The sequence below is a fragment of the Bradyrhizobium shewense genome, assembly GCF_900094605.1.
Taxonomy (GTDB): Bacteria; Pseudomonadota; Alphaproteobacteria; order Rhizobiales; family Xanthobacteraceae; genus Bradyrhizobium; species Bradyrhizobium shewense.
In genome coordinates this window covers 248911-261261 of the sequence record NZ_FMAI01000009.1, presented here as the reverse complement: position 1 = coordinate 261261, position 12351 = coordinate 248911, and the positions used below count along the sequence as shown (strand labels likewise).

The following is a 12351-nucleotide window of genomic DNA, read 5'->3' as shown; positions in this document are numbered from 1 at the left end:
ATGGAAACCCGCGCTCCCTACGTGCTGATCGGCAGTTTCGTGCTGGCCGCGATCCTCGCGGTGTTCGGCTTCGTCTATTGGCTGAACAACACCGGCGGCATCGGGCCGCGCACGAACTACCAGGTGCAATTCCAGGGGCCGGTCCCTGGCCTCCTGGTCGGCGCCGGCGTGCTGTTCAACGGCATCCGTGTCGGAGAGGTGACCCAGCTCGGGCTCGCGCCTGACAGCCCGCGCTTCGTCAATGCGACGATCTCGGTTGCGACCGCCACCCCCGTGCGTTCCGACACCAGGGTCGGTCTTGAATTCCAGGGCCTGACCGGCGTGCCGGTGGTGACCTTGGAGGGCGGCGCGATCGTCGCCAAAGCAGGCGAGCCCCTGACCTTGATCGCGGAGGCCGGTGCCGGCCAGAGCATGACGCAGGCGGCGCGCGATGCGCTGCGGCGGGTCGACACGGTGCTTCAGGACAATTCCGGCCCGCTGAAGGACACCATCGCGAATTTCAAGACGTTCTCCGACGGCCTGGCGCGCAATACCGGCAAGCTCGACGGCATCATTGCGGGCCTGGAGAAGATGACCGGCGGCGGGACGCCCGCGCAGAAAATCACCTACGACCTGCGCACGCCGAAGAATCTCGGGCCGGCCGGCAAGACGCTCTCCGCCTCCCTGGCCATTCCCGAGCCGAGCGCGGTCGCAATGCTGCAGACCCAGCGCATGCTGTTCGCGCCCGTCGGGGACAGACCGGGCTTTGCGGATTTCCTCTGGGCCGACAGCATTCCGAAACTGGTGCAGGCCCGCCTGATCGACAGTTTTGAGAATTACGACATCGCCCACGCCCCGCTACGCACGAGCGACCTCGGTCAGGCGGATTACCAGCTCCTGATCGACGTCAGGCGCTTTCGGATCGCCACGGAGGGCGAGACACGGGTGGAGATCGAACTGTCGGCGCGGATCGTCGACAAGAACGGCAAGGTGGTGGCATCGCGCCTGGTCGAGACCAGCGAAAAGCTCGACAAGGTCGAGCCGGCCGCTGCAGTCGCCGCCTTCGATGCAGCCTTTGCCCGCATCGCCAAGGAGCTGATCGGGTGGAGCGTGCAGGCAGTGTGACGCCGTCTATTCCAGCGTCTTCAGGTAGGACAGGAGATCGTGGATCTGGTCCGGACTGAGCTCGAAGACCGGCATGTCGTCGTGACCGGTGTAGATCCCTTCGGCCAGCGCCTCACCAAGGGTCTCGATCGGATAACGCTGGTGCAGCGTGCGCAGCGGAGGCGCGCCCTCGAGCGGGCTGCGGGAGATGCGGTCGATCGCGTGACAGCGTGCGCAATTGGCCAGTGCGAAGGCCTTGCCGCGTTGTTCGGCGGTCGGGGCCGCCAGCGCTGGCGTCATCAGAAGCAGCCCGATCAGGCCGTGACGCAGGGCGGCTTGCAGCATGGAAAGTGATCCCGTCGAACTGCTGGAAGCAGAATATGACGGGGATGCCACTCAGATTTGATCTCTGTCAATTGGCTTTGGCGCAGTGCAGTAAAATGCACCCGCGCGGTGGACTCGGCCCGGTGTCGGGAGCAGCCGGCGCGGGGAGCGGTGGATGAAGCCTTCCGTGGTCACGATTGAGCCGAACGGGCATTTTTGCAGCGATTGCGCCATACGCGGAGCGGCGGTTTGTTCGTCGCTGGATGCGGCCGAGCTCAGGGAATTCGAGCATCTCGGACGCCGCGTTCATTTTGACTCCGGCGAGACCGTGTTCTCCGAGGAGGACATGACGACCTCATTCTACAACGTCCTCGAAGGCGTCATGCGGCTATACAAGCTGCTGCCCGACGGCCGGCGGCAGATCGTCGGTTTTGCCTTGCCCGGCGATTTCCTGGGGATGAACATCTCCGGCCGGCACAATTTTTCGGCCGATGCGATCGGCGCGGTGACCGTGTGCCAGTTTGCCAAAGCGCCCTTCGGCCGCTTCATCGAGGACCGGCCGCAGCTGCTCAGGCGGATCAACGAGCTGGCCATCCGCGAATTGAGCCAGGCCCGCGACCATATGGTCCTGCTCGGCCGCCGCTCGGCCGACGAGAAGGTCGCGACCTTCCTGCTCGGCTGGCGTGAACGGCAGGTCGCGCTCAAGGGGCTGTCCGACACGGTCCCGCTTCCGATGAGCCGTCAGGACATCGCCGACTATCTCGGCCTGACCATCGAAACCGTCAGTCGCACCTTCACCAAGCTGGAGCGTCACGGCGTGATCGAGATCATTCACGGCGGCATCAGCCTGCTCGATCCTGCCCGTGCCGAGGCGCTGGCCGCAGCCTGATAGCGCGTCCGCAGACGCGCCAACAGCCGACGCTCGGCCGGCTTGGCCTTCGCCAGCGCCTCAACGCAAGCGCGGCTTGCGCTGCCTGCAACTCTGCATCGACCGGACCGCATCGGCGCAGCCTTCGGATGCAGGCTTTCGGCTTGAACGCGGCCTTTTCGCGGCATTTGCCACAAAACGCGCGGGTGCTTTCCGGTTGAAAAGCCTGATAACGTTGACTACGCAGGAACTCAGTGCCTCGCAGTCTTAGGAGCCCCGCGGCGTGCCTCAGGACAAGACCGGCGACCCCCGACAGTCGGCGGGCAACAAACTATCGGTCCTGCGCAAGCATCCGATCTTCGCGGATCTGGAGCCGGACGCGCTCGATCAGCTCTGCCGCTATGCCAAGCACACCACGGTGAAGCGCGGCGCGACGATCGCTGCCAAGGGCGATCCCGGCAACAATCTGTTCGCGGTGATCACGGGGACAGTGAAGATTTCCTCCTCGTCGCCCGACGGACGGAACGCCATTCTCAATCTGATCGGTCCCGGAGAAATCTTCGGCGAGATCGCGGTGCTCGACGGTGCTCCCCGGTCGGCCGATGCGACCGCCAACACCAATTGCGAGCTCTACATCATCGATCGCCGGGACTTCCTGCCGTTCGTGAAGAGCCAGCCGGCGCTGGCGATGAAATTCATCGAGCTGCTCTGCGCCCGTCTGCGCTGGACCAGCCAGCAGGTCGAACAGGTCATCCTCCAGAATCTGCCGGGCCGGTTGGCGAGCGCACTGCTCGGTCTCACCGAGGAGCGCAAGTTCGACTCCGGCAGCGGCACGCTCGCCATCACGCAGCAGGAGATCAGCGAGATGGTGGGGATGACGCGCGAGAGCATCAACAAGCAATTGCGCGCCTGGGCCGGCCGCAACTGGGTTCGCCTCGAGCACGGCGCCATCGTCGTGCTCGATACTGAGGCATTGCGCGAACTCGTCGAAAGCGGCCTCGACGGCAACTAACCGTCGATGATGGCGACCGCGCGGGTCCAGCCCGCGGAGGCGCGTTCGATCTTGACCGGAAAGCATGAGACCGTGAAGCCGGTCGGGGGCAGCTGGTCGAGATTGTGCAGTTTCTCGAGATGGCAATAGCCGATGTGCCGTCCCGCCTTATGGCCCTCCCAGATCAGGCCGGCATCTTTTGTTTCGGCATATTTCTTCGCGGTGTAGAGGAACGGCGCGTCCCAGCTCCAACCGTCGGTGCCGGTCAGCCGCACGCCGCGTTCGAGCAGATACATGGTGGCTTCATAGCCCATGCCGCAGCCGGAATTGACGTAGTCGGCGTTGCCGAATTTGGCGCCGGCGCTGGTGTTGACGACCACGATCTCCAGCGGCGACAGCGTGTGCCCGATGCGCTTCAGCTCCGTCTCGACATCGTCCGCGCTCGCGACGTAGCCGTCGGGCAGATGCCGGAAGTCGAGCTTCACGCCGGGCTGAAAGCACCATTCCAGCGGCACCTCGTCGATCGTCCATGACCGCTCGCCGCGGTTCATGGTCGGATGGAAGTGCCAGGGCGCATCGAGATGCGTGCCGTTATGGGTCGACAGCGAGACCTGCTCGACGGCCCAGCCCTGGCCATCGGGCAAATCCTGCGCCTTGAGGCCGTCGAAAAACTGCAGCATGCGCGGCAGGCCCTGCTGGTGATCGATGTATTGGATGGTCGGATGGTTGCCCGGCGGATCGGCCGTCACGTCGTTTCTGAGCGGCACCGAGATATCGATCAGCTTCCGCGGCATGGGCATTCCTTCGAAATAGTCCGCTGTTTCGGACATCTTGAGGGGCCTCTCCTGGTCGGGTCAAGTCACGTGCCGGCGACGCAAGCCGTCCCGCCGGCTTCCACAACGAGGCGAATTGCGCCAGATTGATCGATGCAACTGCTGCATCGATCAATGCCGGATTTGGCTTGGACATGGAATGCCGCGCGCCCTAGGGACGACATTGGCGCTTGACTTCACACCTGAAGGGGAGCGACCCAAGGCGGCCTGCAGCCTGCCGGCAACGACATAATCAACCCAGGAGGAAGCCCAGATGAAGACACTCACCGGTATCGTCGCAGCCGTTGCATTGGTGCTCTCAGCGCCCCTGGCGACTGCCCGCGATTTCCGCTCCGCCGACGTGCACCCCGCCGATTATCCGACCGTCGAGGCCGTCAAGTTCATGGGCAAGCAGCTCGCGGCGGCGAGCGGCGGCAAGCTCGGCGTGAAGGTGTTTCCGAACGGCGCCCTGGGCTCCGAGAAGGACACCATCGAGCAACTCAAGATCGGCGCGCTCGACATGATGCGGATCAACGCATCGCCGCTCAACAACTTCGTGCCGGAAACCATCGCATTGTGCCTGCCGTTCGTCTTCCGCGACACCCAGCATATGCGCACGGTTCTCGACGGGCCGATCGGCGATGAGATCCTGGCGGCGATGGAGCCCGCAGGCCTGGTCGGCCTTGCCTATTACGACAGCGGCGCCCGGTCCATCTACACCGTGAAGGCGCCGGTCAAGTCGCTCGCGGACCTGAAGGGTCTGAAGATTCGCGTTCAGCAGTCCGATTTGTGGGTCGGCATGATCCAGAGCCTCGGCGCCAACCCGACGCCGATGCCGTATGGCGAGGTCTATACCGCGCTCAAGACCGGCCTGGTGGATGCAGCCGAAAACAACTGGCCCTCCTACGAGTCGTCGCGCCATTTCGAGGCCGCCAAATTCTACAACATCACCGAGCACTCCCTGGCGCCCGAAGTTCTGGTGATGTCCAAGAAGGTCTGGGACACGCTGAGCAAGGAGGACCAGGCCATGGTCCGCAAGGCGGCCAAGGAGTCGGTGCCCGTCATGCGCAAGCTCTGGGACGAGCGTGAGCAGGCGTCCCGCAAGACGGTCGAGGCCGCCGGCGTTCAGGTCGTGACGATCGCCAACAAGGCGGAATTCGTCGACGCGATGAAGCCGGTGTACCAGAAGTTCGCCGGCGACGAGAAGCTGCAGGGCCTCGTCAAGCGTATCCAGGACACGAAGTAACACCACAGCGTCGGGTCCGGCGTCGCCGCCAAGGCGACCCGGACCCTCGCAAGGAGGCGCGGGAATGACAGACCCACACGTCGCAGATCACGAGCAGGGGGCAGTCGTGGCACGCCCGGCGACCGGCTTGCTGTCGCGCGTCAATGCCGTCGTCGCGCGCGCGGGCATGTATTTGTCCGTGAGCGGGCTGCTCCTCATCGTCACCGTCGTGTTCTACCAGGTGTTCGGTCGTTACGTGCTCAATTCGAGCCCGACCTGGACGGAGAACCTTGCGCTGGTTCTCATCCTGTATGTCACGCTGATCGGCGCCGCCGTCGGCGTGCGCGATGCCGGACACATCGGGATGGACAGCCTTCTGGTGATGCTGCCCGATCACGCGCGCGAGAAGATCGAGCTCGTCATCCACGTCCTGGTGGCCGCGTTTGGCGTCGCGATGGCCTATAACGGCTGGATTCTCGGCGCATCCGTGGGGACCGTGAAGATCCCCAATCTCGGCCTGCCCGAGGTCATCCGCTACGTCCCGTTGATCGCCTCCGGCGTCCTGATTGTCTCCTTTTCAATCGAGCACATCATTGCTCTCTTGCGCGGCGAAGAGGTCGTCCCCTCATGGAACTGATCATCCTCGGCGCGACGTTTTTCGGCTTCCTGATCCTCGGCGTCCCGGTTGCCTTCGCCATCGGTCTCTCGGCGATCTGCACCATCCTCTACGAGGGTCTGCCGGTCGCCGTCATCTTCCAGCAGATGATGTCGGGGATGAACATCTTCTCGTTCCTTGCCATCCCGTTCTTCGTCTTCAGCGGTGAGCTGATGCTGCATGGCGGCGTCGCCGACAAGATCGTGCAGCTCGCCAAGAATCTCGTCGGGCACATCCGCGGCGGGCTCGGCATGTCGAACGTGGTCGCCTGCACCCTGTTCGGCGGCGTCTCCGGATCGCCCGTGGCCGACGTGTCGGCGATGGGCGCGGTGATGATCCCGATGATGAAGAAGGAGGGGTTCGACACCGACTATGCCGTCAATGTCACGACCCACGCCTCGCTGGTGGGCGCGCTGATGCCGACCAGCCATAATATGATCATTTATGCCCTGGCAGCCGGGGGCAAGGTATCGATCGGCGCGCTGATCGCCGCGGGCCTCCTGCCGGCAATCGTGTTGATGGCGTGCATGCTGGTCGCCGCTTATGGCGTTGCCGTGAAGCGCGGCTATCCGGCCGGCAAGTTCCCGGGCTGGGCCGAGGTTTTCCGCTCGCTCGCGGCCGCGCTGCCGGGCCTTTTGATCGTCGGCATCATCCTGGCAGGCATCCTGTCCGGCGTCTTCACGGCTACCGAATCTGCAGCCGTCGCGGTCACCTACACGATGCTGCTGACGTTCTTCATCTACCGCACCATGACCTGGAGCAACTTCCTGCGCGCCGCCGCCAAGGCGGTGAAGACGACGGGCGTGGTGCTGCTGCTGATCGGTGTCTCCACCATGTTCCAGTACCTGATGGGGCTCTACGAGGTAGCCGACCTCGCCGGCGACCTGATGAGCAAGGTCTCTACGCAGCCCTGGGTCATCTTCCTGCTCATCAACGTCATCCTGTTCGTGCTCGGCACGTTCATGGACATGGCCGCGACCATTCTGATCTGCACCCCGATCTTCCTGCCGATCGCGATGAAGGCGGGCATGGATCCGGTGCAGTTCGGCATGCTGATGCTGATCAATTGCGCCCTCGGGCTGAACACCCCGCCGGTCGGAACCACGCAGTTCGTCGGTTGCGCCATTGGCGGCATTTCGGTGGGCGCGGTGATGCGCACCATCCTGCCGTTCTACGCCGCGCTGATCGCAGCACTGATGTTCGTGACCTACGTCCCTGCATTCTCGCTGTGGCTGCCCCGCCTGCTCATGGGTTACAAGGGCTAGCAGCTACAGGAGAAGCTATCAGTGACCGACTATCGCAAGCTCTTTGATCTCACCGGCAAGACGGCCGTGGTGCTCGGCGCCGCATCGGGCATCGGCAAATCGTCGGCCGAGGCGCTGGCCGGGTTAGGGGCCCGCGTCGTCTGCGCCGATCGCGCGCTTGACGCCGCGGAGGCGACCGCCGCCGGCATTCGCGACAAGGGCGGCTGGGCCGAAGCAGCCAGCTGTGACGCCGCGAGCGCTGCGGACGTCAGTGCGTTGGCTAAAAGCGTGATGCAGAAATTCACGCGGCTCGACATCGCGGTGACGACACCCGGGCTCAACATCCGCAAGACCATCCTCGACTACACCGAGGAGGATCTCGACCGTGTCCTCAACCTCAACGTCAAGGGCACGGTGTGGTTCTTCCAGGCCTTCGGCCGCATCATGGTCGCGCAAAAGGGCGGCAGCATCATCGCCTGCTCGTCGGTGCGCGCGGTGACCATCGAGCCGGGCCTCGGCGTCTACGGCTCGACCAAGGCGGCGATCCGCCTGCTGGTGAAGGGCTTTGCCTCCGAGGTCGGCCATGCCGGCGTGCGCGTCAACGCGATCGCGCCGAGCATCGCCGAAACCGCGCTGACCGGCCCGTTCAAGCAGCGGCCTGACATCTATAATCTCTACGCCGGCCATACCGTGTTCAACCGCTGGAGCAGCGCCGACGAGGTCGCGACCGCCGTGGCCTATCTCGCTTCGGACGCCGCGAGCTATGTCAGCGGCAGCACGATGTTCGTCGATGGCGGCTGGACCGCCGTCGACGGCCCGCCGACAGGCCTCACCCAGCTGCACAAATAGGGCGTCATCGGCTCTAGCCGGTAAAGCCGGCGCGCCGGCGCAGGTCCTTCCGATCTGCGCCGGTCAGCAACGCGATCAGCGCCGCCGCCTCTTTCGGATGCGCTGCCCGCGCTGTCACGCCGGCCGTGTACATCGTCACGAGTTCGCAGCCGGGCGGCAGCGCCCCTGACAGTGCAATGCCGTCTGTCGCGATGATCTCGGTCGCCTGCGTGCATCCGATCGGCCGCGTCGCCGCGGACGCCGCGAGCTCCCGCATCGCCGTTGCGCCGTTCGGAAATATCTTGAGGCGCGATGCCACCTCATAGGCGATGCCGAGCTGGTCCAGCACTTTTGCGAAATGCTGTCCCGCGGTCGAGGCCTTGGTGTCAGGGACGTAGATCGCATCGGCGCTGCGTAGTACCTCGCGCAGATCGGCCTCGGTCTTCACCGTCACCTTGGCATCGCGGCTCCGGACCGCCAGCGCGGTCTCGACTCGGCCGACATCCGTGATCGAGGGGGGGACGACGAGCTTCTCCTCGGCCAGCCTCGCAAGCAGTGCCTGCGTCAGGATCACAAGATCGGCCGGCGTGCTCGCGCGCAGCTTGTCCGCCATCACGCCGACCGCGCCAAACTCGCCGTCGATACCGAGGCCGGTTTGCGCCTTGAAAGCCTCGGTGACGCCGCGCACCAGGCCTTGTGCCGCGCCTCCGCTCAAAACGTTCACTGTCGTCAAGGCGCACGCTCCATCGCTGCAATGATCTTGTCGCGCGTGATCGGCAGGTCGCGCACGCGGACGCCGAGGCAATCATACACCGCATTCGCGATCGCCGCCGTCACCGGACCGTGGGCCGCTTCGCCGGCGCCGACGGGCTCGATCTCCGGCCGCTGGATGATCTCGACATCGACTGCCGGTACCTCGCTGAAGGTCAGGATCGGATAGTCGGTCCAGGAGGTCGAAGTGATGCCGGTGCGGTCGAACCGCACGCGCTCCTTCAGCACCCAGCTCGTGGCCTGGATCGCGCCGCCCTCGATCTGGTTGATCACGCCGTCCGGATTGATGGCCTCGCCGACATCAACTGCCAGCGTCAGCCGTCTCACGCGGATATCGTCGTCGCTCTCGATCTCGGCAATCGCGGCGCAATAGGCGCCCATGTTCTTGTAGCGGGCAAAGCCGACGCCGTGACCGAGGCCCGATCGCCGCTGCGGCTTCCATCCGGCACGTCGCGCCGCAGCGCTGATGACATCGCGCGCCCGTTCGTCACGCAGATGCCGCAGGCGGAATGCGATCGGATCTTCGCCACGCAGGGCAGCGATCTCGTCGAGCAGGGACTCGATGGCGAACACGTTGCCTTGGCCGCCCAGCGTCCGCAACGCCGAGGTCCGCACCGGCATGGTCAGCAGCCGGTGGCTCGTGATCGTCCAGGCCGGGAAGTCATAAAGCGGAACGGAGTTGCGGTCACCGCCGCCGCCATTGGCGGCCGGCGGGTTGGTCGAGATCATGCGGGGATAGGGATTGGCGATCTCGGTTGCCGCGAGCAGCGCCGGCTGCGCCGCGCGTCCCGGCCGTGCCGCATGGCCGTTGCTCCAGATCGCGTGGCGCCAGCCGGCGATCTCGTTGCCTGCGTCGAGATCGGCCTCGATCTCGACGGCCATCGCCGCCCCAAAGGGCGCATGGGACATCTCGTCGTGGCGTGACCATTGCACCCGAACCGGACGGCCATCGGCCGCCTTCGCCAGCAACACCGCATCGAGCGCGACGTCGTCGGCCGCGTTGTGCCCGTAGCAGCCGGCGCCCTCGATGTGCTCGACGACGATGTTCTCCGCGGGCAGCTTGAGGACGATCGCGAGATCGGCGCGCAGCAGGTAGACGCCCTGGCTGTGCGTCCAGACATGGACATGGTCACTATCCCATCGGGCGATGGCGCAGGACGGGGCGATCGAGGCGTGGGCGATGTAGGGGCGGGTGTATTGCCGGCGGAGTGTTTGGGCGGGCTTGTCCGCCGGCCCCGCCGCCTTGGTGTCGATGACGGTGGTCTCGACCGGTTGGCTCTTCAAAAAGCCCGCCAGATCGTCTTCGTCCGGCAGCGGTTCGCCGGGCGACCATGTCGCGCCCTTGCGCAGAGCCTTGAGGGCCGCGTCCGCCGCTGCCTCGTTGTCGGCGACCACACCGGCAAAGCCGCCGTCGCGGACGATCGCAACGAGGCCGGGGACCGCGCGTGCAGCCTCCTTATTAAGCGCGATCAGTCTGGCGCCCGAGATATCCGGCCGCAGCACGCGTCCGTGCATAAGGCCCGGCAGCGCAAGGTCGTGGATGAAACGCGGCCGCGCGAACACCTTGTCGGGAATGTCGACACGCTGGACCGAATGTCCGGCGACGGTGCGCCTGGCGGCACTCTTCGCTGTCGGGCCTGCGGCGGCGTCGTGGTCGAGCGAGACTTCGTCCATCAACTCCCAATAGCTGGTCCTGACATTGCCGGGACCCGAGATGGTGCCATCATCGATATCGAGCCGCGACGCATCGACGCCGAGACGTTCCGATGCCGCGCGAAGGAAGCGCTGGCGCACCTCGGCACAGACCTGGCGCAGCGCGCGGCCGGACTGCTGGATCGAGAGACTGCCCGAGGTGACGCCTTCGTTCGGGCTCGTCGCCGTCGAGGCACGGATCATCTCGATCCGGACGATCTCGACATCGAGCTCGTCCGCCGCGATCTGCGCCAGCGCCGTGACGATGCCCTGGCCGATCTCGACCTTGCCGGGCGAGATTGCCACACGGCCGTGATCGGTGAACCGCACCCATGACGACAGCCTGGGATTGGCCGCGAGGCTGACCGGCAGTTTTGGGGCAGGGGACGACGTGCTCACGAGGCCGCCATCTCTGCCGCCGCACGCAGGACGGCGCGGACCATGCGGTTGTGCGACCCGCAGCGGCACAGATTGCGATCCAGTGCGGCTCTGACCTCGGCCTCCGTCGGGGACGGATTGCGCTTCAGCAGCGCCGCCGCGCTGACGAGAATTCCCGCGACGCAATAGCCGCATTGCATCGCCTGTTCGGCGATGAAGGCGCGTTGCAGCGGGTGCGGCTGCTCCACTGTCCCGAGGCCTTCCACCGTGACGACGTCCTTGTCAGCGACCGACCACATCGGCATTTCGCAGGAAGCCATCGCACGGCCATCGACCATGACGTAACAGGCGCCGCACTCACCGGCACCGCAGCCGAAATGCGCACCTGTGGCGCCGAGCCGGCCGCGCAGAAGATCGAGCAGCGTCCGGTCGGGATCGGCGTCCACGGCGATCGCCGCGCCGTTGAGGCGGAATTGAATGGAGGGCATGAGCAGTACGGCCTCAGGACTTGTCGAATTTCTTGACGACGTCGGCCCATTTCTCGATGTCGCCGCGCAGGAATTTGTCGAACTGTTCCGGCGTCATCGACATGGGCACGGCGCCCTGTTCTGTCCAGAGCTTGACGATGTCGGGCCGCTTCACCATTGCGTCGACGGCTGCATTGAGCTTGTCGATCACGGGCTTGGGTGTTCCCGCGGGCGCCATCAGGCCGAGCCAGATCGTGGCCTCATAGCCTGCTACACCGGCTTCACCTGATGTCGGCACGTTCGGCAGCACGGCTGAGCGCTGCTTGCCCGTGGTTGCGAGCGCGCGGACTTGATTTTCGGCGATGTTCGGCGCCATCGCCGGCACCGCGTCGATCATCATCTGCACCTGTCCTCCGATCACGCCGCTGCGCGCCTCACCGCTGTTGCGATAGGGAACGTGCACGACATCGATGCCGGCCATGGCTTTGAACAGCTCGCCGGCCATGTGGTAGGGCGTGCCCTGGCCCGAGGAAGCGTAATTCAGCTTGCCCGGCTGCGCCTTGGCGAGCGTGATGAACTCGGCCAGCGTCTTCGCCGGGACCTGCGGGTTCACCACGATGACGAGATCGGAATAATTCACTGGCGCGATCGGCGCGAGGTCGCGCATCAGCTCGTATTTGCGTTTGTCCGCCGTCAGCAGCGATTCATTCGCGGTCTGGGTGTTGGACATCATCAGCAGCGTGTAGCCGTCGGCCGGCGACTTCACAGCTTCCACGGTGCCGATGACGCCGCCGGCGCCGGTGCGGTTCTCGACCACGAAGGGCTGACCAAAACTCTCCTGGAGCACGTTGCCGATCAGCCGGGCGGCGACGTCGGCCGGCCCGCCCGCGCCGAACGGCACGACGATACGGACCGAATGGGTGGGATAATCCTGCGCGAATGAGGGGGCTGCGGAGAATGCGGCAACCAGGCCGGCCGCCAATGCCAGCACGGATCTTCGGGCGATCATGCCC

General features: G+C 65.2%; 13 protein-coding genes. 7 read left to right on the top strand and 6 right to left on the bottom strand.

The window, feature by feature from the left end:
* On the top strand, positions 1–1104 hold the full coding sequence (locus GA0061098_RS19475; protein WP_091959382.1) for an ABC-type transport auxiliary lipoprotein family protein: 1104 nt from the start codon (positions 1–3) through the stop codon (positions 1102–1104).
* Between the two features lie 6 nt (positions 1105–1110).
* On the opposite strand, the gene GA0061098_RS19470 is transcribed toward GA0061098_RS19475, so the two are convergent.
* Entirely contained in the window at positions 1111–1428 is a 318-nt protein-coding gene (locus GA0061098_RS19470) for a c-type cytochrome (RefSeq protein WP_091959379.1), read from the bottom strand.
* Between the two features lie 154 nt (positions 1429–1582).
* On the opposite strand from GA0061098_RS19470, the gene GA0061098_RS19465 reads away from it, so the two are divergent.
* Together GA0061098_RS19465 and GA0061098_RS19460 are read left to right on the top strand one after the other, a co-directional pair.
* The gene (locus GA0061098_RS19465) at positions 1583–2296 is read left to right on the top strand and encodes a helix-turn-helix domain-containing protein (protein ID WP_091959376.1); all 714 of its coding nucleotides are present in this window, start codon (positions 1583–1585) and stop codon (positions 2294–2296) included.
* A gap of 262 nt (positions 2297–2558) precedes the next feature.
* On the top strand, positions 2559–3287 hold the full coding sequence (locus GA0061098_RS19460) for a Crp/Fnr family transcriptional regulator (RefSeq protein ID WP_091959373.1): 729 nt from the start codon (positions 2559–2561) through the stop codon (positions 3285–3287).
* Here GA0061098_RS19460 and GA0061098_RS19455 read toward each other — a convergent pair.
* Positions 3284–4060, bottom strand: a complete 777-nt coding sequence (locus GA0061098_RS19455; RefSeq protein ID WP_091959596.1) for a cyclase family protein — start codon at positions 4058–4060, stop codon at positions 3284–3286. The two genes, GA0061098_RS19460 and GA0061098_RS19455, sit on opposite strands and share 4 nt — an antisense overlap.
* Before the next feature lie 292 nt (positions 4061–4352).
* Between GA0061098_RS19455 and GA0061098_RS19450 the strand changes: the two genes are divergently transcribed.
* The 4 genes from GA0061098_RS19450 (at position 4353) to GA0061098_RS19435 (ending at position 8051) form a co-directional block, all read left to right on the top strand.
* Positions 4353–5324: a TRAP transporter substrate-binding protein gene (locus GA0061098_RS19450; RefSeq protein ID WP_091959369.1), complete on the top strand. Its 972-nt coding sequence runs from the start codon at positions 4353–4355 to the stop codon at positions 5322–5324.
* A gap of 64 nt (positions 5325–5388) precedes the next feature.
* The gene (locus GA0061098_RS19445) at positions 5389–5940 is read left to right on the top strand and encodes a TRAP transporter small permease (protein WP_091959366.1); all 552 of its coding nucleotides are present in this window, start codon (positions 5389–5391) and stop codon (positions 5938–5940) included.
* On the top strand, positions 5931–7223 hold the full coding sequence (locus GA0061098_RS19440; protein WP_028142561.1) for a TRAP transporter large permease: 1293 nt from the start codon (positions 5931–5933) through the stop codon (positions 7221–7223). The genes GA0061098_RS19445 and GA0061098_RS19440 overlap by 10 nt, the downstream gene beginning before the upstream one ends.
* 21 nt (positions 7224–7244) lie before the next feature.
* Positions 7245–8051 (top strand): SDR family NAD(P)-dependent oxidoreductase, encoded by an 807-nt coding sequence (locus tag GA0061098_RS19435; protein ID WP_091959363.1) that lies wholly within the window; start codon positions 7245–7247, stop codon positions 8049–8051.
* Positions 8052–8064: 13 nt separating this feature from the next.
* Here GA0061098_RS19435 and GA0061098_RS19430 read toward each other — a convergent pair whose 3' ends face one another.
* The 4 genes from GA0061098_RS19430 to GA0061098_RS19415 are packed head-to-tail and all read right to left on the bottom strand — an operon-like array spanning position 8065 to position 12347.
* Positions 8065–8763: a molybdate ABC transporter substrate-binding protein gene (locus GA0061098_RS19430; protein WP_091959361.1), complete on the bottom strand. Its 699-nt coding sequence runs from the start codon at positions 8761–8763 to the stop codon at positions 8065–8067.
* On the bottom strand, positions 8760–10892 hold the full coding sequence (locus tag GA0061098_RS19425) for a xanthine dehydrogenase family protein molybdopterin-binding subunit (RefSeq protein WP_091959358.1): 2133 nt from the start codon (positions 10890–10892) through the stop codon (positions 8760–8762). Before GA0061098_RS19425 ends, GA0061098_RS19430 begins: the two co-directional genes overlap by 4 nt.
* A complete protein-coding gene (locus GA0061098_RS19420; RefSeq protein ID WP_091959355.1) occupies positions 10889–11359 on the bottom strand; it encodes a (2Fe-2S)-binding protein in 471 nt (156 codons plus the stop codon). Before GA0061098_RS19420 ends, GA0061098_RS19425 begins: the two co-directional genes overlap by 4 nt.
* 13 nt (positions 11360–11372) lie before the next feature.
* Positions 11373–12347, bottom strand: coding sequence for a tripartite tricarboxylate transporter substrate binding protein (locus tag GA0061098_RS19415; RefSeq protein WP_165637471.1), 975 nt, complete (start codon positions 12345–12347; stop codon positions 11373–11375).
* Positions 12348–12351: the final 4 nt, after the last annotated feature.